Source organism: Bacillus sp. AFS077874 (genome assembly GCF_002566505.1).
Taxonomy (GTDB): domain Bacteria; phylum Bacillota; class Bacilli; order Bacillales; family Bacillaceae_G; genus Gottfriedia.
Genome location: NZ_NUYF01000057.1, coordinates 1 through 25,279, shown reverse-complemented (window position 1 = coordinate 25,279; position 25,279 = coordinate 1). Strand labels below are relative to the sequence as shown.

The following is a 25,279-nucleotide window of genomic DNA, read 5'->3' as shown; positions in this document are numbered from 1 at the left end:
TGCAAGCGCTTGTCTTTCGAGGCACGAAGTCTGGTGAGGAGCGGAATTACCTTAGACGGTAGTGAGCACCGCAGACAGGCGAAGCAACGAAGAAAGCGAGCGTTTGGCGGGCAGTCTGACTAAACTGTCATTTTCCAACTAGATAACGCTAACCAATTCTCTCTTTCCTTATATTCTGGAATAATTTTACCGACAAGTCGCCAAAAGGACCTGTCGTGATTCATATGAACCATATGGCACATTTCATGAACAACTACATAGTCAATCACCTTCTGAGGTGCCATTGCTAGTTTCCAATTAAATGTTAATTGCCTTTTTGAATCACAAGTCCCCCAGTTTGTTTTACTATCGGTAATACGAATTGATGATGGCTTTACTTTAAAATTACTTTGATACGTTTGAATACTCTTTTCAACTATTGCTTTAATTTGTTGATAATAAAACCTTTTAAGTGCTTGTTTTATTCGTTCATCCTCTAGTTGTTTTACAATAATATTTAACTTATTTCCTTCAAAAACTACCTGATCTTGTTGAATACTCTCATCGTGTGAAATTTGTATTGGATATGAATTTCCTAAATAAAGAAATGTCTCACCGAATTCATAAGTCCGTTCTTTTGGACCACGAAGTCGCTCCTTCATTTCATTTGATTTTTGAAGAATCAACTCCCAATTAGCCTCTAAAACTTCAATGACACTTTTATCAGGTGTATCTTTAGGAGCCTGAACCTCAACGTTTCCATAAGCATCTATATAAATACCGATTGATTTCCGCTTTTTATACTTTATATTAAAACTGATTGTTTCGTTTAAAAATGTATGTATCATTTATTTATCACCTATCGTTAACCTTTTAATCCTGAATCTTTACAATTATATAATATACTACAGTAGAAGATTTAATTTTTAAATAGTAAAAACAACACTCTAATAAACGAGTGTTGCGTTAAAATTTTTATTCTATTATAACTGGCAGTTCTTTATACCCATACACAAATGTACTAGGTATGATTCTAAGCTCTTTTGTTTTATCCAACTTCATATTTGGTAATGCCTTTAACATCTCAGTAATACATATATTCGCTTCCAACCTTGCAAGCTGTGAACCTAAACAAAAGTGTACTCCCGATCCAAATGCTAGATGATTATTTGGAGAGCGATTAATGTCAAAATCCTCAGGTTCGTTAAATACAGTTTCGTCTCTATTTGCTGAGCCTATCCATGCCATGATTTCTTGGCCTTTTTTTAGGTTTATCCCATTCAAATATATATCTTCCGTTACAAAGCGATTCATGCTATGAACAGGAGAGCGAAAACGTAGTGATTCTTCTATAGCTGCTGATATTAATGATTTATCTTTATATAATTGATCAAGTACATTAGGTCGCTCGAACAATGTAAGCATTGTATTCCCAATAAGATTTGTAGTAGTTTCATTACCTGCAACAAGTAACAGGAAACAGAAGTTTAATAGCTCTTCAACAGATAATTTCTCACCATCTACATTTGCAGCAATTAATGTAGATACTAAATCTTTTTTAGGATCATTTTGCCTTTTTTCAACGATTTGATAAAAATATGCCTGCAAGTCATATAATGCTTTCCCTTGCTTTTCCATTAAATCATTCATCTCATCAGGAGAGAGGGATTGAGTACTTGAGACTACAATATTAGACCATTCTTTAAACTTTTCACGATCTTCACTTGGTACGCCAAGCATTTCAGAAATTACAATAACAGGGAGTGGAAAAGCAATATCCGCAATGATATCGATCTCAAGTTTGTCCTTTATTGATGCTAATAATTCTTTTGTAAGTGACTCAATTCTTGGTGCAAGTGCTTGAATTGCTTTTGGAGTAAATGCTTGACTTACAATATTACGATATCTTCGGTGGGTAGGCGGATCTAAGTCTAGTAAAGTCGGAAATAGACCATTTCGATTTGAACTAAATTGCCTAAAGTTTTGTAAGACCATTTGGACATCCTTATAACTAAATACATCCCAACAATTTCTATCCGGATCAAATGAAATAGGAGAGCTTTTTCGCATTTTTTTAAACCAATCGTGAGGGACGTCCGTTTCAACTAACCCTCTTGGTCGAACTAATAGTCCAAAGCTCTTTTTTTGTTCCTCCATCCTTATTCCCCCTTAATATGTAGCCTTATTACCATTCTTTCAGAAAAGAAATGATACATGGTAGCGCTATGTAACTATACAATTTATGCAGTTTATTTTTTTCCTATAACCCATACCCATCTCTATAATTCAATTGTCTAATCTACTTACTCTCTTTAAACTTACAATTGAATACCATCAGTTGAAATTGTTTCAAACCGAGTATGATTTAAAAGATCTAAATTTCGTTCAATATTTTTGGATTCGCGAAAACGAATTGCCCATAAACCAGCCTTCAGCATCCAGCTACTTGGCCGTGCGACCATGTTGCCAATCGATTCGATCTCATGATCATGCACTTTAATCAGACATACCCACTCACTTTCATTAGCTGCAGCAAGCTTTTTCGCAAAATCCCATGCGTAATTTCGAGACTTCTCTAGACTAAAGTTTATGATTGCCTTTGAAGCTTTTGGGTCAACATGATCTAAAAAACCAATCCAAGGTGAAATTCGATCCATGTCATCCCTCACCTCATCCACTAAAGATGCCAAAATACTATTTATTTTCATAAAGTCATTGTAAAGTGATAAAATATCTGAGCCTTGGCATCCCTTCGCAGCAGCTACTCCTAAATCCAAATTAATATGTGCATTAATGCCAAGCAACAAATGCTGTAGCAAAATAGATTGACGATTTTCTGCGTGACGAAACGCTAATTGCCAACTGAGACTTAAAGGTTCTCCATTTAAATAATTTTTAAGTGCTTTTAAATAGAAATTTGCAAAATTCACATCCAAACTTTCCATTCTTGCTACGTCTTCGAACTGATTATTTAAAATTCCAACTTTCACTTTAATTGTTACCAACCGATATAAAGAAGCAAAATATCCTAGTTTGTTTTTTGTTTTATTGCTCATTGAAATAATTTCATCTAACTGTTCAATTACATCATCGATTGTATTTGCGTTTCCTATTTGTTTTGATAGACTATTCATTACTCACTCTCCTAACTGTTGTGACAAGTGTGTTGTATTAGATTTGTTAATCAATATGCTATTTGTTTTAAAAAGATACTTTTAATAGTGGGGGATATCTTTTGAAATTCAGTATGTCTTTTGAGAATTCCTTTGTATGGCGAACACTTCATGAACTTTGCTTAAATTACAAAAAAGGAGCAACTCATCATGAGTTGCTCTTTTTATTTATTTTTGACCAATATTTTGTAACCAAATATCAATTGCTTTTATAGAGTAATATGGTTTACCCTCAATTTTAATGATAGGCATTGGATTTTTGCTATTTTTATATTGATTTATAAATGAAGTTAGTTCACTTTCTGTGAGACCTAAATACATTTGTAAATCTACTTCATTAATTAATTGCTAATTACGAGTTAAATCTTTATAATTCATTTCAATTTGTTGATTTCTTGTAATACTATCCAATGAATTAGAAATTAATCTTGCACTTATAAAAAACAAATACTAAAAAAAATAATAGAAATAACTAATAAATTGTTCTTATATTTCAATAACATTCTCCTTAAAAAAGTTAGATTTACCCTTTCGTATGTATTTGACTTTTATTATATTTCAGATACTCGTTTAATTGATTTCAATAATGTGAAGGAAAGATGAAATTAACTCATTATTCTAGATTTGTTCACAATTTCTTGAAATGATGACTAAAATTGAAAAAAATCCACAAAGTAATGACCTTGTGGATTTTCTTTATATATAATCAATGAAGCACAATTGTTTCAGCTAGTTCTGATCGCTTTCAGGTAATTTATCAAAATCCTTAAGCAATCCTTGAATATTTTTCTCATAAATAGAACCAATCTTTACAGTAGGTGGTTCAGGACGCGTACGTGCATAAATGCTTTCATAAATATCTTCTATTTCTTCCCCTGTTAAGTCGCCTCTTTTTAGTAGCTCTTGTGCGATTGAGTGTACAAAATCGGCGTGTTCAGTAACAAGTTTTTTTACTTGGCTCATTTGGTCCTTTAGAAGAAGGTTAATTTTTGGTCGTAGTGCTCTAAGTCCTTCTGCTTGTGAGCCTAATGCATTCCAGCTGAATAACTCATCGCCCATTCCGACTAAACCTAAATATGCACCACCAAGTAGGGTTGCTTGTTGCAGATCAGATGTGACACCGTTTAATTTCTTGTGAAGAAACTCTTCTTCTACTGCTCTTGCAGCCAAGCAAACTTGAATTGCTGCAAGTATTTCGCTGTCACTTCGATTATATCTTTCTGTTGTTGGCTTAGTCGCAGCCAGACCAAGTGCGTCACCCCTGCGAATAATCGTTACCTTCCATACTCGATCATGTGGCTTTAACAAATATTGAGCTACGGCGTGACCTGCTTCATGATACGCTACATTTCTCTTCTCATCTTCACTCATGGATCTGAGTGGCTGCTTAAGTCCCCACTCATATGTTTCCATTGCATCTCGGAAGTCAGTGTAATTTGCAACATCAGCACCTCGCTGATGAGCAATTACGACAGATTCATTCACTATATGTTTAATTTGTGCTGGACTATATCCAATCGTATCAAGTGCAGCTCGCTCTGGTGTTAAAGATGAATCGATTCTCACCTTTTTTAGATAATATTGGAAAACATCAATACGTCCATCATAATCAGGAGAATCTACCCAAAGTTTTCGGTCAAAACGCCCTGGTCGTAATAATGCTTGATCAAGTACATCAGGTAAATTAGTAGCTGCAATCGTCAGAACTGCGGGGCGCTCTGCTTTCTTTTTACGTAACCCGAGTGAGCGAAGAAATTTTGCTATTTTAGAACTATCAATGTTTGGAGGATCCATTTGTAGTAATAGCTCATTCAATAATCCAGAACCCATTCCCATACCGAACAATCCACCACCACCAGCTCCTCCTCCTTGACGAGACATACCAATTGCGTCGACTTCATCGATAAAAATGATACACGCTCCGTAAATATTAGCTAACTTTCTAGCCTTTTTGTAAATTCCCATTACTTTCAAATTCCCTACACCAAAGAACATGTTTTGAAAACTTGGAGCCGAGGCATAAGCAAAAGGTACTTGGGCCTCATTCGCAATAACCTGTGCAAGATAAGATTTCCCTGTACCAGGAGGACCACAAAGCAGCAATCCACGAATTGCCTCTCCTCCCATCTCTTTAAACGTTTTAACACCTTTTAATAGTGTTACGATTCGTTTTGCATTTTCAACAATCTCAGGGTTTCCACGATAATCATCCCACGTTGATCCAGTCTCACCAGGTAAAATCCAATAAGTACGACCTCTGGCTAGAAACCAGAAAATTGCTACAAATTGGATGATCGCCATGAAAATCATAACAGCGAACTGAAATAAAAGACTAACGATCGATATTGCTACACTCCAGTATGTTGGCCCCCCTTTAGTAAGCACAACACCAATCAAAACAATAACAGCTAACCAAATTAATACTCTTCGCCATTTAACCCATTGATATTTTGTCATAAACATTACTTCCTTCTAGGGAATTTTTTGAATATTCTATGAAAAAATTAGCCCATTGGTGCCTAGAAATATATGTATGCAAAAACTAAATAAATTTGTGTATTTAAATAAAATAAAAATCCTCTTTGAAATAAGCTTTTTAGTTTGTTTAAAAAGCCCCAAAAATTTGATTTTCAAACTAAAAAGCCCCCATTAGATGAGGGCTTCAATATTTATTGAAATTTACTAAAAATGTCTTTTAAATACTTAATAACGATTGCGATTCCAGCAATGAAATAAAATGTTATTAAAATCCATCCTGTAGGATCAAGTCCAAACATTGTTATTAAAAACTTCAGTGGAAAAATGAAGTATAGAATATCCTTTAAATATCCTAGTATAAAAGATGTATCGAATGAACCTTTCCAGAAAGAACGGATAAATGCTATTACAAAATCAAGAATCATTAATCCAGTAACTGCCCAAATAGTATATAGCATCCAATCCGCAAGACCGAAGCCTAAATCCATAGTTATCACCACCTTACATCATACTATTCAAAGAAAATAGGCTGGTGATATGAATTCACTAAATTTTCAGATAATATTTTTTAAACCTTTTAAAGATCATTGTTCTGTTCTTTATCCTTGTGTTTATCATATTAATTTAATAAGAGATTAATTTCTAAAACGAGTCTTTAGTTCCCACTTCATATTTACTAAAAATACTCTTTTACTAAAATTTATTATATGGAAAAGACAGGCCATTACACTATTCAAATTCCCTTACCAACCGTCGTTTTCCAGCTACACAATAGCCCAACTAAACATACCCAAGTTCCCCCATCTGTACTTGAACATAAAATATTAGTAAAAAAATATAGAAAGGGAGAAATAGTAGTGGGATTATTTATTAATAAGAATGAACACCCTGATGTCTTTAAAAATAGTGAAACAATACAAACACCGAATCAAGGACTTGTTCGGCATAATTACTTAGCTGAACTAATGGAAGAACAACAAAAAAATAACATGAGCCTGGAAAAATCACTCTCTGAATTAAAGCCACGATATGAGCAATTAGAAGAATTGCAAACAAATCAGTGGAATCATGTTAAAAATCAAATAAATAGTCTCATAGGTAGTAACCGTGAGCGTGAGCAATTTGAAAGAATCATGATTCAGCGGTTAAATACATCAGACGCAAATGAAAGTCTGGAAAAACAATCATTAATTACCCAAATGATTAGTTTAAATGAAGCTTATACAGAATTGGCAAAACGCTTGGAAAAAAGTGAAACTGATAACCAAGCTCTCTCATTACAACTAGATAAGCTAATTGAAAAACAAAACGAAGTAGCTCATGGATTATTACAGCAAGAGGAATTTCAACATGGGGTTTTAGATCGTCTTGATACTCAAGAAGCAATGATGGATAGAATCTCTCACCAGCTCAACAATTTACGCTCGATTATTTTTGAACGAGCAAGCTATATCACGACAAAACTAGAAGACAGCTATAAACTAACAACAGACTATATTTTTAAACTTATAAATGGATCTGATAAGCCAAAATCCTATACTACTACAGTAAGCAATAAAAAAGAGGAAAAACAAAAACAAGCAGACTAAAAATATGGTAAATTCAAAATTTAAAGTGTTCGAAAACTTTTTTAGTTTAATTAGATCGAATATAAAAAAAGCTTCTCGAAGTCTTTATCGATAAGCTTTTTTTATGTTCACTTAAAAGTAGTCTAATGCGACTTTTTCTTTCTCTTCTAAGTTTTCAATCATTTCATACCAAGACTCTGGTTTATTAGATAACACTGTATAATAGCGCTTTAAAAACTTTACGATCAAATCTGATTGAAGCTCATTCATCTCCCCATCCATTGGAAGGAAACAAAGATCTAGACCTGTTACCGCTTCACCGTCATTGTTCCATGATGGATGAATATATTCAAATTCCAGACGCTTATAACCTAGGTGAGCTAATACTTCCCTGCGAACATATGGATTCATAGGTTTAACTCCGCCAAACTCATGGTGTTCTACTCGATATGGATCGTAAATTTCAGCAAACATACCTGATAACGTTTTATTATTTTCAGTTGCTAATGTCTGTAAATCTACTAATCTATTTTGTGCCAAATATGGGCCGATTCCCAAACCAGCTTGGCCAATTATTGTAAAGTCAGTCATGGCAACATTAAAATCTTCATAATAGCGGTATTCTGTAGCTCCTACTACTCTATCTTCATGGACAGCAACAAAAACACGAATTCCTGGATCCTCCAAAGGTCCTTTCCAAAGATCAAATTCTAATACTTCTTCTGGAGGAAATACATCTTGCATTAATTGATGCATTTGTTTAAATAATGGGTCATTGATATTTGTTATTCTTTTATATTCCATTTTCTTTCTCTCCCTTTAATTAGAATGTTTAAATGGATTTTCCCATTCCATTAGAGTCCCATAATTGCATGATTCTTCGTCCTCTAAATAATTCGCTACTACTTTAACCGGGGTACGACCACATCGAAGTAAAAAACTAATAACTGGATCCTTTAGCTCCCCTTTTATTACAGCATCTATGTATTGCTCGGGTGACAAGTTATCCGCCTCTTTATGATATCCTGGCATCCTACCTCCACCAAGCAATCTTTCCAAACCAAGATGTACAACAACATCATACATAGAAAACATTAACCATTTGCCTAAACCTAATTTTCGATAGGACGGTCTGACGCCAATATCAACGACATAAAGTGTATTTCCGTTTGGGTTGTGGTTACGAATATAACCATGATCAGTAACCTCTTCCCATGAATGGTCAGGATGGCTAGGGTCAAACTGAACTAGTAGACCTGTCATAGAACCCGCCATTTGACCATTTACTTCTATACATAACGCTCCCTTTGGAAAAAGAGTTACATGGTTCTTAAGTTGCTCCTCATTCCACCATAGTTCCGATGGGAATGGTGGTGGAAAGCTTTCTTGTTGAATACGGATTAAATCAGTAAAATCATTCTCATTATAATTTCGGATTACCACTGGGACTGGTTTGTCTTGGTCGAAAACAAAAAATTCCTTTCGATACATGTGCTAAAACTCTCTTTTCTATTTAAGAATTAGTTTACCAATCTGGATAAAGGTCTGTACGTCGATCGCGCCATGTTGTAACGGATCCTTTTTCCCGAACTTTGTATAATAAATCTAAATTAAGATCAGCTGTAACAATCATATCCTGATTCATTTCACCTTCTACCATAATTCCTTTTGGAGGAAATGGGATATCATTAGGAGTGATTACAACTGCCTGACCGAAATTTGCACGCATAAAATCAACAGTTGGAAGTGAACCAATTGTACCTGTATTTACAACATATACTTGATTTTCAATTGCTCTTGCATGGCATGTATAACGAACTCGGTGGAACCCATGGCGATCGTCTGTGCATGATGGACAGAAAATGACATCTGCACCTTTAGCTTTTGCCATTCGAACGATTTCTGGGAATTCAATGTCATAGCAAGTCAACATCGCAATTGTTCCTTTATCTGTCTCAAAAACCTCTAGACCGTCACCGGCACTCATATTCCACTCATTTACCTCTGTTGGTGTTATATGTAGCTTTGCCTGCTCACCAATTCGGCCATCTGGATAGAACAAATGTGCAACATTATATAGTCGATCGCCTTTTTTAATAACATGCGTTCCTCCAATAATGTGCATATTGTATTGTTTTGCCAACTTTAAAAATAAAGAACGATATTGCTCAGTAAAGTTTGGTAAATCTTGAATCGTTAATGTCTCACCTTTTTCATTACCAATTGACATAAGCTGTGTTGTAAAAAATTCAGGAAAAATGATAAATTCAGCTTCAAATTCCTCTGCTGTCTTAATATAATGCTCTACTTGTTTTTCAAACTCTTCAAAGGAGTTTATTGTGTGAAGATGATATTGAACCGCTGAAACTCTTAATTGCATATAATCCCCCTCTTCCCATTAACTCTTTTTCTCTTACTTTTATTATTGAATAAATAGAAGGAACGGGCAAGTAGGTACTCTTCTTTACGTCTAGCAAAATTTTACTTTGCACTATTTACTTAATATTTCTACATTTTCATTTTTATCTAGCGTGATAACTAGATCAGTCATTCCAACAAATAATCCGTTTTCTACCACTCCTGGAATTAAATTGAGCTCTCTTTCTATGATTTGTGTTTGAATATGATTAGGTATACTGCAGTCAAAAATATAGTTTCCATTATCCGTAATAAACGGAGTCGCTCCATTTAAACGAAGTTCAGGACTTAAACCGATTGCTTTAATATGTTTCATCGTCATTTCCATACCAAATGGAATAACTTCTACTGGAAGTCGGAACCTCCCTAATCTCTCTACCATCTTAGTTGGATCAGCAACTACTATAAATGTTTTAGCTGCCTTCGCAATGATTTTCTCTCTTAATAGAGCGCCTCCCCCACCTTTAATTAGCTCAAAGTTTGGATTAATTTCATCGGCACCATCAATTGCTAGATCAATCTGTTCAATTTTACTAAAGTTTACGAGTTGGATACCCACCTCTTTAGCAAGCTTTTCAGTTTGTATGGAGGTTGGAATCCCCTTAATATTCAGTCCTTCCTGAACTAATTGTCCAAGCTTTTTTATCGTATATAAAACAGTAGATCCCGTACCTAATCCAACAACCATACCATCTTTTACAAATTCTGCTGCCTTTTCTCCTACAATTTGCTTATCATTCTCATTCATTTTTTACACCTTCTATTTTATTGTTCTATTTCTTAACTAGTATGAGTAATAAATCCAAATTTCATTTTTCGATAGGATGTTCAATTTAATCGTACTGTAAAAAAATAGTTTGAATAAAGAATTTTAACTAAGAAAAACTAAATGAAAAAATACTAAGTAAGGTGAAGACTAGATGGATGTCCCTAATTTTGTACTTAAGTTTTGCATCATTATAATGATTTTACCTGTGACGATCGTGTGTTGTTATTTTGGTTACTTAGATAAAAACTACCAAATAGTTATTTTCGGTTTTGCACTGCTATTATTTTCAATACTCGGTAATTACTTTGTCTTTACAAGAGGCAATAAAAATAGTAAATCGGAGCAATAAGAACCATTTGTTAGTAACCTTAGTTATGGAAAAACCGATCAATTTGGAAATTCAATCGATCGGTTTTCCTCTACTTTTTTTTGAATTTCCCACTTTAAAACCAACTAATAGAAGGCGGTATACTTTGTGGAAATTTAAATAGATTGAATGGGTCATATTCTCGTTTCACAACTCTAAGGCGATTTAAATTTCCACCATAATATGCGGTTGGCCAATTTCTGATAAACCGATCAGGCCAATTTACGTAGTCACCAGTAGTGTATCTTGATAAGGCATTCCTTAACTCTTCGACCCATTCATTGTTTACTCGTTCTTCTTCTGGGTTACTCCAATTAGCAAGATACTCTTGGGCAATAATGGCTTCCCTGTAATAGTAGGCAGTTTCATCTGGCCTAATCCGCTTTACTGCTCCTCCAAGAGATTGGTGCCAAATACTTGATTTTCCATTTGGTGTATTTTCTAGAAAACTTTTCATAATCAATATTGCTCTTTTTGGAAAAGTTTTATTTAGAAAAGACCCTGACCTCTTTTTATAAGCTGGGACATTACCACTTGGATCATTAAAAAAATGAACAGCTTCTATATAAGGTACTTCCTTTACCATTACTTTTATGGGTGAACCAGTCTCTATTAGTGGCCGTAACAATTCGTTCAATTTTGTTACTGGGCCTACAAATTCCCCTTGAGCAATAATTTGATTGACTTCCCTAGATTTTAGTTCAATTTCTGAAGTTAGCTTGATATCCGTGTTAATTGCCCAATTTTGCCAAGCATCAAAAGCGTCCTCAAAGTCTTCCCACTCCCAAATAATCGAGAAGATCGAAACAGTTGAAATTGGGTGTACTTTAAATTTAAGCGACGTGACAATGCCAAAATTTCCGCCTCCACCTCCACAGCAAGCCCAAAAAAGATCACTATTCTTGTTCTTATTTGCTTTAATCAGTTTAGCTTTCCCATGTCCATTTGATACAACTATTTCTACTTCAAGCAGATTATCACATGTAAGACCATACAAGCGCGACAACATCCCGATACCTCCGCCAAGTGTAAGACCGACCAGGCCAACACTACTTTCAGTACCTGCTGGGATTGTCGTACCATTTTCCCATAGTATATTATATACTTTCCCTAAATCAGCCCCGGCTTGTATTTTTGCAGTCATGCTTTTGCAATCTACACTAACTGTATTCATCTCACTAACATCGATCACAAGACCACCATCTACGAGTGAAAAATTTTCATAGTTATGCCTGCCACTTCTTACTCTAAATGGCATATTATTTTCCTTCACCCAATTCAAAGCATTTAATACATCTCGTTTGTTTTGACAAAATACAATTATTTTAGGGAATTTTGGATTATTTAAAGTATTATTTGTTCTAGCCTGTTCATAAGCCGCATCATTTGGTGTAACAATCCGTCCAGTAAGTTTTGTTCTTTCCAAAAAATATACCTTCCTTCAAACATACTGTAAAGAGAATGCTATATTCTATGAAATAACTCCTGGAAAAGACACTTGCCTAAGTGTGTACATTAAATCCCGCTCATTTTCTCTTTTTTACAATCATACGCAAACCATCTTTCGGACGAAGTGTGATCAGTGGTTCTGTCTCGACTTTGTGATGATTAGGAGCTAGATCAATCGTATAATGCTGAACGATCGTTGCTAATACTAAAGTAGCTTCCATAATTGCAAAATGATTTCCGATACAAACACGTGGCCCACCACCAAAAGGAAAATACGCATATTCAGGAACACCTTCAACCTTTCCATTCTTAAACCGCTCTGGAAGAAATTCTTCTGCATGTGAGAAATACTTTTCAGAACGCTGCATGATATAAGAACTCATCATGACTGTCTCACCTTTTTGAATTTTGTAATCGCCAATGCTAACATCTTCAATAGCTTTTCTGCTAATAAGCCACGCAGGAGGATAGAGGCGTATACTTTCCCAAATAATTTGTTGAGTATAGATTAAATCTTTCATAGAATGATAATCTGCTCGTCTTTTGCCTAGAACACGATCTACTTCTTCATATAATAATTTAGCTTTGTCGGGATGCTGAGATAAAAGATATAAGCACCAAGATAATGCATTCGCTGTCGTTTCATGACCTGCCAGGAAAATCGTCATTGCTTCATCCCTTAATTGTTGATTCGTCATACCTTCATTAGACTCTTCATCCCTTGCTTGCATTAGTAGTCCTAGTAAATCTTCTTTTGTTTCTGAGCTATTTCTTTTTTCAATCATTTCATATAACACCTTATCAATTGCCTTAATAGCCTCTGTTAAAGATTTATTTTTTGGTGTATTCAGTTTGAGTGGAGCTTTTAAAACAGATCGAATTCGCTTAGTTGCAATATCCATAATAATGTCAAAGTGCTTCCCAACACGATCATGTCCTTGATTCAGATCCATACTAAACATTGTTTTTGCAATAATAGCTAATGTCAGCTCCATCATATCTCTACTAATGAGACGCTCTTCCCCATCCTTCCAAGAACTAATAAACTCTTCCGTGAGCAATGTCATATCCTTTGCATAGGATTGGATATGCTGCTTCGTAAATGATGGCTGAATCAAACGCCGCTGTCTCATATGTACTTCATCTTCACTCGTTAACAATCCCTCACCGAGCAAGGTTTTCATCTCTTGAAATGGCTTTGATTTATGGAAAGAATGCTGCTTAGTTACTAATACCTCTTTTATTAAATCCGGCTCTAATAGCAAGTTCATTTTACGATGGGCAAATCGAAATGAGACAATCGTTTCATGATTTCTATAAAGTTCACTTAAAAAAAATATTGGATCTTTCCGAAACTCATTCAAATGCCCTAAAGGTGAATAAGAAGCCAGTCCTTTTACTTCAAGCATAAAATTCACTCCATTTCAGGAAATTTTTATCATAGGATACTTTTATTATATTAAGAAGAAGAGAAGGCTAATGCTTTTTATATTTTGATATACATGTACTTAAATTTAACAGACTTGTATTTTAAGATTTATTTTTAGAACTAAAAAAGACTGCCTAATTTAGACAATATTTCAGTTATGATACGTTAAGATGAAAAAATTGGTACAAACCTTGAAAGGATTGAATCCTGTATTATACAGGACTCAATCCTCTTAATTTTGTCTTAAGTCGTCTTCCGCTTAGCTCTAAAGAAACAACAAACATTTTTCTCATTCAATAATTCCGATTTCTTGAGCCATCTGGACAGCTTCTTCCTTGTTACGCACTCCTAACTTTGTATAAGCCGTGGAAGCATAGTTTCTGACCGTTCCATTCGATAAATATAACCTTGATGCGATTGTATTGTATCGAAGTCCCTTTGCTACTAGCTTCAATATTTCTACCTCTCTAGCTGTTAGCTCATAAGCAGTTGCTTTTGATTGTGGTGTCTCATTTTGCGCATCAAACTTCTCAAATATTTTGTGAGACATTCCCTGATCTATCAGGGTCCCACCTCTATGAATAAGTCGGATCGCATTAGCTAGCTCCAACGTTTCAATAGATTTAAGTAAAAAACCATCCGCACCGTTACGAAGGGTGTCCAACGCCTGTTCCGTATCCTGAAACGTTGTAAAAATTAATACGCGGATATGTGACCATTGTTGCTTAATCTTTTTGGTTGCTTCGACTCCATCCATGTGCTGCATATCTAAATCCATTAGTACAATGTCTGGTTGAAGTCGCCCGCATAAGTTGATGGCTTGCTCGCCATCTTCAGCCAAACCGACTACATTTAAATCTTCATATCTTTCGAGAAGCGTCCTCAAACTTTCCCGAACAAACGGTTGATCGTCGACAATTAACAAACGAATCAGTCCATCATTTATTTCAGTTTGTCGCGGTATAGTACATGTAACAAGCATTCCTTCATCTGGCTTTGTATAGACAGACAATTGACCTTGCAAATTCATTGCCCGCTCTTTCATCGCTTTAATACCGAAGCCTTCCTGCCATTCTACATTTCCCTTACCATTATCTTGCACTTCCAACCTAGTAAATTGTTGTTCAAACTGCAATGAAACTATAATTTCATTTCCCTGACCATGACGTACTGCATTTGTAAGCGACTCTTGTAAGCAACGGATGAAAGCTATTCTCGCTTGCCGAGACAGTTCGTATTCCTCCCCAAATGCTCGAAAGCTTACATTCACCCGAGCATACTCTTGAAATTCAGCTCCAAGATTTTGTAGAGATTGAATTAAGGAAAGCGATTGACACGGAGAATCCATTTGATGTAGGTAACCTCTCACGTCCCCAATGCTTTTACGTCCCATTTCAAGCAGAGAATCTAGCTTCTCTATACCCTTTTCAGAAACAAGTTCGGTACGCAGCGTTTCCATACCCAAAATAATGGAGGTATAAGCGTGACCAACTGTATCATGAAGCTCACTAGACAGCCTACTTCGTTCCTCTGCAAGTGTAATACGTTCGATTTGAGACATATATTGCTCAAGTACAGCGTTTTGTTTAGAAATCGCTTCATTTTGCTTATGATTGACGATTAATAAATGAAAAGCGAATCCCATTACATAAGCAAATCCGTAGTAGGTGACCATAATCAAATAGCTATTACTTGGTGCAACCGCATAGAAAATTCCAGTTATTATAAAAATTGTTGTTGGAGCTGTCCAATAATAGGACAAATGCTTACTATTTGCTGCGATAAGAAACACCGATATAAGAAATGTGTTGTAAGCTTCTGGAAATAAAGAAGTTAAATAGATACATAGTCCGCCATATAGCAATATTTCTGTGAACAAGTAATATTTGTAATTGAACAGTAAGGCTACCCATGGAATCGAGAAGGCAACAACCTCCCAAGGAATAATAATCCAAAGTGGTAATGTTAAACCATCCTGAAAATTTAATGTAGCTAGGATGATAGACATACTAACAAGTAGACGGATTCCTAACATAATCCACTCATACCAAAACCAATACTTAACCATATTCAACAAGTCATTTACCCCCTAAGTAGCCTTTCTTCTTATTTCCTATATTATAGAATAATCTTTATCGCATTTTTATACTTTTAATTTAGACTGCAAACTTCTATCGATTTAGCTGCCGTATCATATTGCGTGTATAACCTCCAATTTTTTTTGCCAAACCATCTACTAATTTAATACTTATAGCGGTAGACGCTATACCCACAGACATTACAAGGAGTGACTTGGCAAAAGTATCGATCTGCATGAAAAAAATATTCATGTCGATGGATCGATACAGTAGTGGTGCCAATAGAAACATAAGTGGCATTACATATAAAATGACTGCACTTATGAGACTGAAAATTCCAATCACAAATTTCTGCATTAACCAAAAGACAGCAGACCAGGTGCGACGATTCGTAATTCCTAATTTCACTTGAGCCCAATCCGATGTATCCGTTGTTACACTTCTATTGTAAGAGTCTGTCGAAATATCAGTGTAAATTTTCGTTTGTATGCGCTCGAATTGGATAAAGGTTGTGGTAGTCTGAAGTACGCGTATAACTAGTGGAATCCCGACTACGGTAAATGAAAGGGTGAAACTCAATAGCAGAGCTACTAGGTAAAAACAAAAATAAAACAGTCCTGTAACAAAAGTTAGCAATAAAAAATAACCATTCTGGATGAATCTTAATTTCATAAGGTTCATCACTCCTCTCTGTTTAATACCAGTATCATACTGCTTTCTTTGTCAAACTCACTAGTGTTAAAATGTCATATGACATTTTTAAATAATGCTAAAAAGGGTGAAACAGCGCCTACTTCTGTTTAAGAAAAGATAATTTTCACCAAAAAACAATCCCGTTCTTGGCTAGAAGGGATTGTTTTGTACTCTTAATTAATATGAGATGGACTTGTTTTTCGGATATGAAAAATTATATCGAACTGCTCAAGCAACGAAGTATCATTATATAAAGAACAATTTGGGATGAGCTGTCCCCCTATACTCAGTAATGGCCTCTTTTCTCTAACCCATTTCTTTGCTTGACCATTAAGGTGACGATTATCTAACAAAAACATATTATATGGGACTTTTCCAAGGATATAATTGAAACTATTTACATTTTGTGGAATAGTATCCGTTGCAATCTTACCTCCAGTGGAAGGATTATATTCGCTGTATAAGGTGAATTTCCCCTCTGTAGTTGTACTACCAATTGAGACATAATTATTGTCTAAACGTTCTTTCAAAAACTGTCCCGCAACATTAGGGTAAAATTTCTCATCGATAATACCTTTGGCTATGTGAATATTGTGTGCCCATACCATAGTTTTACCGCCTAAGTACTCTTGTGCCCACATTGCATGATCGGCCAAATATTGATCGTGTAGCTTCACCATACTTGAATAATCATTAGGAAGTAGCATTGTGGTAAATTCCTCTATTACATTCGCCGTCTCTTTCACCCAGATTAACTCGGATGAAACTGTCTCTATTTTTGCTTGTTCATTTTCATCATTTAGCAATTGGACTACTTTCTCAGCATTTGCCTTGAATTTTTCTTTTATTTCAGGAGCAAGCTGCATATATTCCTGTAGACTTCCAGTGTAAGTAGAAAGCTCTTTATAGTTTTCTTCCACTTCTGCCAGTATATCTGGTCGATGCTGCTTTACATAATCTATTACTTTATTAAAGACACTTTGGTCCATTGTTTTTAAGTCAAGTCCGATAAATTGGATCTTCTTTTTATTGGATGGATCAGCATTATAATCTTTCATCCACTCAATCATGGCTATAATTTCATCAGTAGGATATAACAATTTTAAAAATTCCCTAGGATTTCCTTTTCCTGTTTGAATATATTCATTTAGCTTTAAGCCGTTTCCCCAATCCTCTTCCATTCCGAAATTCGTAAAACCCATCTCAGTAACCAAGTATTTCACAAGGCGAAACTTCATAGTGAAAATTTCAGAGCTTCCATGAGTATTCTCTCCTAATCCTACATATTGTGCGCTCCCAATCATGTTCTTAAGTGGCTTTAAATCGTCAAATGGTTTAGACGGTTCTATCGTTTTTAATGGCTTTGCCTGTGATTGTATTGATTTAACGATATTATTTTGGAATGGTTGAGCTGAATCTTTTACTGTTTCCGTTTGAGCTTTTACTTCTCCAACACATCCAGCGACTAATATAGCTGTACTAACCATTGCACAATACATCTTTTTCTTATTCATTTTCTCACCTCAATTGAATTTTTCAAAAGCAAGATTGATTCATGTACTTGCACGGATCAATCAATTGCCTTTATTCAATTGTTATTTATTTAATATCACATTTTCTAGTTACATATTGTCATAAGTTTGATTGACACAGGTCATATGCTTATCATTACACTTTGTGTACTCTCGGTTTTATCTGTAATTTTTACAATATTAACTCTAAGCTAACTCTATTTTAAATTCTAATTGACCATTTCAATATTCGACTAAACTGTCTCTGCCATTCAGAGCAATAAAAAAAAATCGAATTTACATTCGATTTTTTTTGTACAACTAATAGTTTTCCATTTTCATAAGTTCATCAAGAAAATGATTCATAGCCTTATGGCGTATTCTGATTGTTTGACCTCGTTTTTTTATATTGCAATCTTCTACATGATATAGACTCATGCTTTTATTTAGAGGTCCGATCTTTTTTAAAACAAATGAATGTTTTCCTTCTTACATGCTTCTCGCATTTCATCAGGCCATACAGATGATTGAACTTCACCAATATGCGCTTTACGTAAGAAGAACATGCACATTCTTGATTGCCCAATACCACCACCAATTGTTAGTGGAAGCACTTCTTCTAAAATACCTTTATGGAAATCATACTCGCGTTTGAAATCTTCACCAGTCTTCGTTAACTGCTCATCAAGTGATTTGCTATCAACTCGGATACCCATTGATGATAATTCAAATGAGGATTGCAATACTGGATGCCAGAATAAGATATCTCCGTTTAATTTCCAATCGTCATAGTCAGCTGCACGTCCATCATGTTTTTCACCAGAACGAAGTAAATCGCCAATTCCAATAATAAAAACTGCACCGTGCTCTTTTGCAATCGCATGCTCACGATCTTTCGGTGTTAATTCTGGGTATTTATCTTCTAATTCTTGGGCTGTGATAAATACAATATTTTCTGGTAAATACTTCCCAAGGTACGGATATTTTTCAAATAAATAATTTTCCAAATCTTTGAAGATTCCATAAATTGTTTGTACGGTTTCTTGTAAATAATCTATTTTACGCCATTCTTTTTGAATAATTTTTTCCCAATCCCATTGGTCAACATATATTGAATGAGTTGCATCAAGTTCCTCATCACGGCGAATCGCGTTCATGTTTGTATATAAACCTTCACCAGCTTCATAACCATATTCATGCAGTGCAAATCGTTTCCATTTCGCTAGTGAGTGAACAATTTCTAACTCTTCTCCTGAATGTAGCATATCAAATTCAATTGGACGTTCTACACCGTTTAAGTGATCGTTTAAACCCGATTTTTTCGTTACGAATAATGGTGCAGATACGCGGAACAATCCAAGACGTTTTGCTAATTGATCCTCAAAAAATGTTTTAACTTCCTTAATTGCGATTTGTGTCCCTCTTACTGTCATTAATGATTGATACATGCCTATTTCCTCCTAAAATGTTTGGATGTAGTAAAAGAAGCCAACAAAAAAAGCCCTTCTTTCCCAAAAAACTGGGACGAAAGACTTTGGTTCCGCGGTACCACCCAAATTAGCAACAGAGGTTGCTCACTTATTCAGTACGGAGATTAGAGAGATCTCGATACTGTTCTTCTTTAACGGCGAAGTTCACGGCTAAGTCTACTTTCCTTAAAAAGGATTTCGGTTAGCGACTCCAGGAGGTTCTTCATAACAGGCTTCGTATCAGGCTCACACCACCCCTGACTCGCTTTGTCTACGTCCTACTACTACTCGTCCTTTCACAGTCGTTTTGTTGTCACATCTCTGAAACATTTTATTAATGATTATTTTATAGATAAAATTGAGAAAGTCAATACTTTTTTCAATTTTTATTTTATTCTAAACAAATAAACAAGATAATGAAATGTACTTAAACTGTTCTTTTTTGTGTTTTTTCAGTCAGTAATGGTAGGTTTCATTCATTGTTGCGAACTCTTGTTTTATTGGTGGCTAAATATTAACTACCGCACTGCATAAGGTCAATTTGAATGGTTATAATTTTATTCTAATTCCCCAATAAACCAAAGCTCTCCTTCATAAGTAACTGCAATTTCATCGGTATCTTCTACATAATCAGAGATAATTTCTTTATATCCAATAATTTTCATACTATTAGGGACATTGAGATCCCATTCAGACTCTAAATTTCTGTCAATTGATATTGGAATCCACTTTTGAAATTCGTCCCTATCAAAAAATCTATTAAAATGATTATTACCTGAGAAGATAATTATTTGAGAACCAAATAATCCTGGTAGATCAATTGCAACTACAACTCTATATTTTTCAGAACTTTGAGGTTTATTTTCAATTAACATTTTTGCTTGATCAATTAAAGTTTGAATACATACACGCTTAATACTTATTGGAGTCTTTTTTGATGAAATAAAGGTTTGTGATACAGGTAAATGCAAGTGCCAATACCCATTATGGAAATCACTTGGAAATGTAATTGTTTTATCCTTAATTCGGTGTATTAACTTATTTGTTTTTCTTTTAAGACCTCTAATCTTTTTTTCTCTCATAATTGCCTGCCATTCATAGTTTCTTAGGTTCTATATTTAATTTTGTTTTATCGAATTTTATTCAACTAAAATGCGTTAGTTACATAAGAGAGAACATTTTATTGATTCTTTTTTCCTTCCCAAAATTTAATAAGCTCTTCGTGCATTTCTTTTGGTCTTTCAATCAAATACCAATCTTGCTACCACTATATCTCCAAAAAATATTTTTTAAAGGAAGTTTATGTCGCAGTCTAACTTGCTCTTCATTATAAATAAATACTCTTATATATGTTGATTTTATATCCACACCAAAAGAAGAGGACTTAAAAAATTCTATTTTTTCAATTTGATTGTGATTAACAGTAAAATAAATCCAAATATTAGGTGAAAATACACCAATTGAATATTCGCCTTATATACTTTCATTTTCCCTTTTGTTTCCTCCAATTAAAAACAATCATTTTATGAAAAATAGAATTATTTGCCTAACAAAGCGAGATAGACATCATTAAAAACCCCAGTATAAACTTCAAACATTCTCACTCCATTTAATTTATACTAATGATAATATAAACCTATAAATTTTAATTAATACACTCAGTTTTATTGTATCTCAATTAAATCTCTAATTTTTATTTCACATTAGAATTAGTTTCCTTATTCCACTAAACTCATTTTGTTCAAAAAGAAAAGACCGACAATTCGTCGATCATGTTATTCAACTACGCATGCGTTAGCCATCCATGAATCCTCAGATTCACAACAGTGAATGGAAGTTTATATCGTACTCCCATGGTAGTTGCATAGGATTATTCATCAAAACTACCAATATTTATTAAAACTCCATTATTATCAAGCCTTTCGTGGTTGTAAGGAATTTGGTTTAATTTCTTGTATTTTTCATTCCAAATTATATCTATGAAGCCATATGATTCTAGAAGAAATCGATCAGGGGAAATATTCTCATAGCAATAACATTCATTAGGATATACTTGATCGAATCCAAATAATGAGGTAACATCTTCTTCGATTGCCATTCCACCGATTTTAAACTCATAAACGAAATATAACTCCTTAAGAAAATTTGTAAAATCATTAATTTCATCTTCTTTTATACCAATTTGATCCCACTCTGGGACATCAAAAATGCTTCCAAAAAACCAAAAATCAACCATTAATGCATTTGAAGAAATCATTTCGACTTGTAATGTTGCCTTTCTTTTTCCATATAACTCGGCATATAATCTTAACCTTAAAGTGTGTATATAAGTTTATTTTGGATCATCTTCATCATATGGGTAACCTCTTACAAAAAAATCAATAATTTCATCAACGTTTTTGTCAACGATTTCGATTTTGTTAGTGATCTCAGATAACTTATTTATCATACCGTAAGGTTTTTTCATGGTAGCTGCATAAGAAAAACGATCCTTGTTATTGAAGAATCTCATGCTTTAGTTGAATAAGCATATTAACAATAATCACCATTTTCATCTATTCCAATTGGATAGTAAGGCATTCCACTCATTAATTCAAATAATTCATATGGATCTCCATCATTTGAAAGCCAATCAATTGTAAAGACCTTTGGGTTAACATATTCGTCAGAACCATTTCTATTGTTATTTACATTTAAATTATTGCACTCTAACCAATATTTCCTAAACACAGCAATTACTCTACCCGAACAGCATATAGGATCAAATTTTCCCATTATAAAATTCTCTATTTCTACTTCTGATTTCCCTTCCATTAACATTTTTTCTCTAATCGAATCCAATTTATCTTCTTCAAATGAAACAGCGCTATCTAATTCTTTTATATATTCATCAAATAAGTTTTTATATGTATTATCCATTCTTATCTCCTGTTTATTTACTAACGTTATGAAAATTTTAATTTATTACTTCAAATACAACAATCCCCTTATGCAATTAAACTGCCATTTTTTCGAATAAAAAAAGTCGCATTTGCGACTCGTGATCTTGTTAAACTAAATCATGCTTTAGTTGTATAGATTGATTTTAATTTTCTGGTTCTTCCCACTCTTCATCAAGGACAAGTTTACCATTTTCATCACGAATGTAACCCGTACCAGGTGCTGAATTAAGTAGTGGGATAATATCATTTACGTAATTACATATTGTGTTTAATTGATATACTGAATGATTTGCAGGGTTATTCATGTATTCATCACTCTTATCACCCGCCATAAATCTCCAACCACTATCTGGATTTCCGTTTTGGTATGGTTCCTCTCTATACATAAACCCTACTTTACAGCCATCAACTGTTATTCTATCAGAAGCAATACATCCTTCATTTGAGTCAATTAAACGTTTAATCATGTCACCTGATATTAAATATTTCTTTTCTCTCTTTTTAAACCAAACCATTTTTTCCTCCAGAGCAATTTTCTTTTCTATTTCGATAAAAATGTAACTAGCATAATAACAAATGCTGGTAATTCCAAATATAGCAAAAATTCCAGGTGTCAAAGCAAAATAAAAACTAAAAGGAATCGACCAAATAAAAGCAAATAACATTAACCTTTTCTTAGAAGTTAATGAAGAATAAATCATTAAACAAGCTGGAAGAAATAACATTACGAATGTAAATGTGATTGAATCGACATCGAATTCATTTACATTTGCAGGATTAAAAAAAGAGAAAACAACCCATAAAATTATACTCGATACACCTGATAATACCCCTAAGGTAACTGAAGTTTTTTTTATTTTGAAGTCCCCTTATTCCATAGATTTGTCTTATGATCATAACTCATTTTTTTGATTTTCCACATTGCTCTATTACATTTCCAATACAACAACCGCTTGCGATTGTTGTATTGGTTTTTGTGCTTTTTAAAGAACCAATTAACAAAGTGAGCAACTTCTATATTTATATTCTAGAAATAGTAATTTTTTCCTTTTCTTGTTTCTTAATGATCTACCCTACAATTTATTCAAAAAAAAACCGCCGAAGCAGTCGATCATTGTTCAACTAATGCATGCGTTAGTTGCATAAGGAATTTAAATTTAACGGTACAGTACGTCAATTTTCTCTTAAAACATTTAAACTGATTTATTAGTGTATTTGCTTTTTATAAATAGACTGATAAGCATGCACGTATGCAACATCAAAACCATAGGAACGAATATCCCAGCTTTCCATGAAGTGATATTCATTCCAAGTATTAAAGAAATAGCCATACAAATAATTATCATCAATACTCGTTTTTTGGTAAAAAAATAAAATGATAAAATTAAAATAATTCCTAAAATGCTTATTAAAATTGCTTCAATCCAAGATATATTAATCATAATTACCTCTCGTTCGTTTAAATATCTATATACATTGATTATCTCAAATATACAAAATATTGGTTAATGGTAATTATTGTCTTATTGAGCTATCCTGCCATTTACTTCAATAAAAAAAGCCGCTTTAGCGACCTGATTTTGTACAACTAATGCATGCGTTAGTTCAATAAGCGAGTTAAAATTCTATTAGAACCATTTATGATCTTTTATTGTATTTATTACTATTTCATTATCTACATTCTGATTGTACTCTCTTCATTTGCCCTAATTGCCTTTGCCCTCATGCCTAATTTCTTTTGAAAGTAATATCCAATCGGAATGCTGTTGATGATTTTCTTGGCATGTCAAAAAAGACCACTCATAAATCAATGAGCGATCTTTTTAGGAATATGTATTAAAGATTAAGCAACATCTATTACTTTTTTTGTTTTCTGTGCAAACAGTTTTTCTTTAATGGTTGGCATAATCATACCATCTACACCGTATCGCCCTGCATTCATTGCAGATACTAAGATGAACATGGATATTAAAACCATTTGCGGATTTGTACTTGTCGTGCCGCTAAACATATAAGAAAAATTCATCATCAGACCGAAAAAGACCGCTGTTTTTGTGAAACAACCAATCAACAAACCAATCCCGACCAGTAACTCTCCAAAAGCAACTAAAACATTGAATACTTCTATATTAGGAATAATCAAGTTTTTCAACAATGCAACCCACCATCCTTGGACAGCAGGATGCTCTCCAGTGGCATTTGCTAGTGCACCCTGTAAAAAACCGGATGCATCAAACTTTCCATTTGCTACTTTCCCCCAACCAGCCATAACCCATGTGTATCCAAGATATACGCGTAACACGGCCAAAAGTATTGAGACATTTTTGTTTTGCCTTAAAATATTGATAAACATAACTCTCCTCCTAGGAATTAACATAATGATTTCTATTTCTAAGGGATATAATAAATTAATTGATAATGATATTCAATATCATTAATGTTAATTTTCTGTTACATAAAACTTTTAAATTGTAAAAATATTATCCACTACACTACATTTAATAAGAAGTGGATTAAAAAACCACTATTGCAAAAGAACTTTAGCACGGTCTAGCAAATGAATAAAAATAGTTATATATAAGTGTTTTTATTTAATGTCACACATTTTACAGATGAAAAAGAAGGATAGAAAAGCAGAAGTAGTATCTGCTTTTTCTATCCTTCTTCTACTACAAATGACCTCATTTACTACCTCAACATTTTTGTATGTTTTTCAACTATCCTGAAAATATAAATTGATAATTACACCTTTTTGGCAATATGAAACTAGACCCAGTTCATTTCATTTTTCTCCAATAATAGACTACCTATCCTTATTATCGGATGGGCTTTTTTGTATGTCTACTATAAGGGGATAATATCACCAGGTAGTCCATCGTTGTTCAACTACCATGGGAGTTGAATACCAAAATCAGAAGTTTTTCCCTTTCATTTGGAAATTATCACAAAATAAGAA

22 protein-coding genes and 1 other annotated feature are annotated in these 25,279 nt (G+C 33.9%); of the genes, 1 reads left to right on the top strand and 21 read right to left on the bottom strand.

Translation table 11 applies throughout. The annotated features are described in order from the left end of the window. Positions 1 to 119 precede the first annotated feature (119 nt). From COJ46_RS22925 to COJ46_RS22905, 6 genes are all read right to left on the bottom strand, one after another. Positions 120 to 827: a M48 family metallopeptidase gene (locus tag COJ46_RS22925; protein WP_097973062.1), complete on the bottom strand. Its 708-nt coding sequence runs from the start codon at positions 825 to 827 to the stop codon at positions 120 to 122. Positions 828 to 954: 127 nt separating this feature from the next. Beyond that, complete coding sequence (locus COJ46_RS22920) at positions 955 to 2,136, bottom strand: cytochrome P450 (RefSeq protein WP_098566377.1); 1,182 nt, start codon at positions 2,134 to 2,136, stop codon at positions 955 to 957. A 161-nt stretch (positions 2,137 to 2,297) separates the two neighbouring features. Then, on the bottom strand, positions 2,298 to 3,113 hold the full coding sequence (locus tag COJ46_RS22915) for a DUF5995 family protein (RefSeq protein WP_098566376.1): 816 nt from the start codon (positions 3,111 to 3,113) through the stop codon (positions 2,298 to 2,300). Positions 3,114 to 3,320: 207 nt separating this feature from the next. Beyond that, complete coding sequence (locus COJ46_RS24705; RefSeq protein WP_176522420.1) at positions 3,321 to 3,473, bottom strand: hypothetical protein; 153 nt, start codon at positions 3,471 to 3,473, stop codon at positions 3,321 to 3,323. Between the two features lie 408 nt (positions 3,474 to 3,881). Further along, positions 3,882 to 5,609: an AAA family ATPase gene (locus COJ46_RS22910; RefSeq protein WP_098566375.1), complete on the bottom strand. Its 1,728-nt coding sequence runs from the start codon at positions 5,607 to 5,609 to the stop codon at positions 3,882 to 3,884. Positions 5,610 to 5,821: 212 nt separating this feature from the next. Then, a complete protein-coding gene (locus COJ46_RS22905; protein ID WP_069035332.1) occupies positions 5,822 to 6,118 on the bottom strand; it encodes a hypothetical protein in 297 nt (98 codons plus the stop codon). A gap of 369 nt (positions 6,119 to 6,487) precedes the next feature. Here COJ46_RS22905 and COJ46_RS22900 point away from each other — a divergent pair, with 369 nt between their 5' ends. After that, a complete protein-coding gene (locus COJ46_RS22900) occupies positions 6,488 to 7,219 on the top strand; it encodes a hypothetical protein (RefSeq protein ID WP_097973070.1) in 732 nt (243 codons plus the stop codon). Between the two features lie 111 nt (positions 7,220 to 7,330). Here the strand turns inward: COJ46_RS22900 and COJ46_RS22895 are convergent, their stop codons facing one another. The 15 genes from COJ46_RS22895 to COJ46_RS22805 form a co-directional block, all read right to left on the bottom strand. Beyond that, positions 7,331 to 8,002: a GNAT family acetyltransferase gene (locus COJ46_RS22895; protein WP_097973071.1), complete on the bottom strand. Its 672-nt coding sequence runs from the start codon at positions 8,000 to 8,002 to the stop codon at positions 7,331 to 7,333. A gap of 15 nt (positions 8,003 to 8,017) precedes the next feature. After that, positions 8,018 to 8,689: a GNAT family N-acetyltransferase gene (locus COJ46_RS22890; RefSeq protein WP_098566374.1), complete on the bottom strand. Its 672-nt coding sequence runs from the start codon at positions 8,687 to 8,689 to the stop codon at positions 8,018 to 8,020. 34 nt (positions 8,690 to 8,723) lie between these two features. Beyond that, on the bottom strand, positions 8,724 to 9,578 hold the full coding sequence (locus tag COJ46_RS22885) for a carbon-nitrogen hydrolase family protein (protein ID WP_097973075.1): 855 nt from the start codon (positions 9,576 to 9,578) through the stop codon (positions 8,724 to 8,726). Positions 9,579 to 9,689: 111 nt separating this feature from the next. Then, positions 9,690 to 10,364 carry a ribose-5-phosphate isomerase RpiA gene (rpiA, locus tag COJ46_RS22880; protein ID WP_097973077.1) on the bottom strand — a complete coding sequence of 225 codons (675 nt, stop codon included), beginning with the start codon at positions 10,362 to 10,364 and terminating at the stop codon, positions 9,690 to 9,692. Positions 10,365 to 10,828: 464 nt separating this feature from the next. After that, positions 10,829 to 12,178 carry an FAD-binding oxidoreductase gene (locus tag COJ46_RS22870; protein ID WP_097973079.1) on the bottom strand — a complete coding sequence of 450 codons (1,350 nt, stop codon included), beginning with the start codon at positions 12,176 to 12,178 and terminating at the stop codon, positions 10,829 to 10,831. Positions 12,179 to 12,278: 100 nt separating this feature from the next. Next, positions 12,279 to 13,610 (bottom strand): cytochrome P450, encoded by a 1,332-nt coding sequence (locus COJ46_RS22865; protein WP_097973081.1) that lies wholly within the window; start codon positions 13,608 to 13,610, stop codon positions 12,279 to 12,281. 309 nt (positions 13,611 to 13,919) lie between these two features. Beyond that, the gene (locus COJ46_RS22860; RefSeq protein ID WP_098566372.1) at positions 13,920 to 15,707 is read right to left on the bottom strand and encodes a helix-turn-helix transcriptional regulator; all 1,788 of its coding nucleotides are present in this window, start codon (positions 15,705 to 15,707) and stop codon (positions 13,920 to 13,922) included. Positions 15,708 to 15,801: 94 nt separating this feature from the next. Further along, positions 15,802 to 16,380 (bottom strand): sensor domain-containing protein, encoded by a 579-nt coding sequence (locus COJ46_RS22855; RefSeq protein WP_097973084.1) that lies wholly within the window; start codon positions 16,378 to 16,380, stop codon positions 15,802 to 15,804. Positions 16,381 to 16,574: 194 nt separating this feature from the next. Next, on the bottom strand, positions 16,575 to 17,915 hold the full coding sequence (locus COJ46_RS22850) for an erythromycin esterase family protein (RefSeq protein ID WP_098566371.1): 1,341 nt from the start codon (positions 17,913 to 17,915) through the stop codon (positions 16,575 to 16,577). A 461-nt stretch (positions 17,916 to 18,376) separates the two neighbouring features. Beyond that, positions 18,377 to 19,360, bottom strand: coding sequence for an aspartate--ammonia ligase (asnA, locus tag COJ46_RS22845; protein ID WP_097973088.1), 984 nt, complete (start codon positions 19,358 to 19,360; stop codon positions 18,377 to 18,379). 69 nt (positions 19,361 to 19,429) lie between these two features. Continuing rightward, positions 19,430 to 19,690 (bottom strand) — a binding site (T-box leader). 248 nt (positions 19,691 to 19,938) lie between these two features. Then, a complete protein-coding gene (locus COJ46_RS22835; RefSeq protein WP_098566370.1) occupies positions 19,939 to 20,463 on the bottom strand; it encodes a DUF3916 domain-containing protein in 525 nt (174 codons plus the stop codon). Positions 20,464 to 21,251: 788 nt separating this feature from the next. Beyond that, a complete protein-coding gene (locus COJ46_RS22830) occupies positions 21,252 to 21,638 on the bottom strand; it encodes a hypothetical protein (protein WP_097973092.1) in 387 nt (128 codons plus the stop codon). 275 nt (positions 21,639 to 21,913) lie between these two features. Further along, entirely contained in the window at positions 21,914 to 22,300 is a 387-nt protein-coding gene (locus tag COJ46_RS22820) for a hypothetical protein (protein WP_097973095.1), read from the bottom strand. Between the two features lie 166 nt (positions 22,301 to 22,466). Then, a complete protein-coding gene (locus COJ46_RS24815) occupies positions 22,467 to 22,838 on the bottom strand; it encodes a DUF2185 domain-containing protein (RefSeq protein WP_218008694.1) in 372 nt (123 codons plus the stop codon). 1,328 nt (positions 22,839 to 24,166) lie between these two features. Next, positions 24,167 to 24,676, bottom strand: a complete 510-nt coding sequence (locus COJ46_RS22805; protein WP_097973098.1) for a DoxX family protein — start codon at positions 24,674 to 24,676, stop codon at positions 24,167 to 24,169. Positions 24,677 to 25,279: the final 603 nt, after the last annotated feature.

Excerpts from the sequence above, each read along its gene's own strand:
- COJ46_RS22920 (WP_098566377.1), bottom strand. The coding sequence starts at position 2,136 with ATGGAGGAACAAAAAAAGAGCTTTGGACTATTAGTTCGACCAAGAGGG.
- COJ46_RS22805 (WP_097973098.1), bottom strand. The coding sequence starts at position 24,676 with ATGTTTATCAATATTTTAAGGCAAAACAAAAATGTCTCAATACTTTTG.
- COJ46_RS22855 (WP_097973084.1), bottom strand. The coding sequence starts at position 16,380 with ATGAAATTAAGATTCATCCAGAATGGTTATTTTTTATTGCTAACTTTT.
- rpiA (WP_097973077.1), bottom strand. The coding sequence starts at position 10,364 with ATGAATGAGAATGATAAGCAAATTGTAGGAGAAAAGGCAGCAGAATTT.
- COJ46_RS22820 (WP_097973095.1), bottom strand. The coding sequence starts at position 22,300 with ATGGATAATACATATAAAAACTTATTTGATGAATATATAAAAGAATTA.
- COJ46_RS22925 (WP_097973062.1), bottom strand. The coding sequence starts at position 827 with ATGATACATACATTTTTAAACGAAACAATCAGTTTTAATATAAAGTAT.
- COJ46_RS22910 (WP_098566375.1), bottom strand. The coding sequence starts at position 5,609 with ATGACAAAATATCAATGGGTTAAATGGCGAAGAGTATTAATTTGGTTA.
- asnA (WP_097973088.1), bottom strand. The coding sequence starts at position 19,360 with ATGTATCAATCATTAATGACAGTAAGAGGGACACAAATCGCAATTAAG.
- COJ46_RS24705 (WP_176522420.1), bottom strand. The coding sequence starts at position 3,473 with ATGTATTTAGGTCTCACAGAAAGTGAACTAACTTCATTTATAAATCAA.
- COJ46_RS22865 (WP_097973081.1), bottom strand. The coding sequence starts at position 13,610 with ATGCTTGAAGTAAAAGGACTGGCTTCTTATTCACCTTTAGGGCATTTG.
- COJ46_RS22905 (WP_069035332.1), bottom strand. The coding sequence starts at position 6,118 with ATGGATTTAGGCTTCGGTCTTGCGGATTGGATGCTATATACTATTTGG.
- COJ46_RS22915 (WP_098566376.1), bottom strand. The coding sequence starts at position 3,113 with ATGAATAGTCTATCAAAACAAATAGGAAACGCAAATACAATCGATGAT.
- COJ46_RS22835 (WP_098566370.1), bottom strand. The coding sequence starts at position 20,463 with ATGAGAGAAAAAAAGATTAGAGGTCTTAAAAGAAAAACAAATAAGTTA.
- COJ46_RS22830 (WP_097973092.1), bottom strand. The coding sequence starts at position 21,638 with ATGATTTCTTCAAATGCATTAATGGTTGATTTTTGGTTTTTTGGAAGC.
- COJ46_RS22890 (WP_098566374.1), bottom strand. The coding sequence starts at position 8,689 with ATGTATCGAAAGGAATTTTTTGTTTTCGACCAAGACAAACCAGTCCCA.
- COJ46_RS22850 (WP_098566371.1), bottom strand. The coding sequence starts at position 17,915 with ATGAATAAGAAAAAGATGTATTGTGCAATGGTTAGTACAGCTATATTA.
- COJ46_RS22885 (WP_097973075.1), bottom strand. The coding sequence starts at position 9,578 with ATGCAATTAAGAGTTTCAGCGGTTCAATATCATCTTCACACAATAAAC.
- COJ46_RS22895 (WP_097973071.1), bottom strand. The coding sequence starts at position 8,002 with ATGGAATATAAAAGAATAACAAATATCAATGACCCATTATTTAAACAA.
- COJ46_RS24815 (WP_218008694.1), bottom strand. The coding sequence starts at position 22,838 with ATGGTTTGGTTTAAAAAGAGAGAAAAGAAATATTTAATATCAGGTGAC.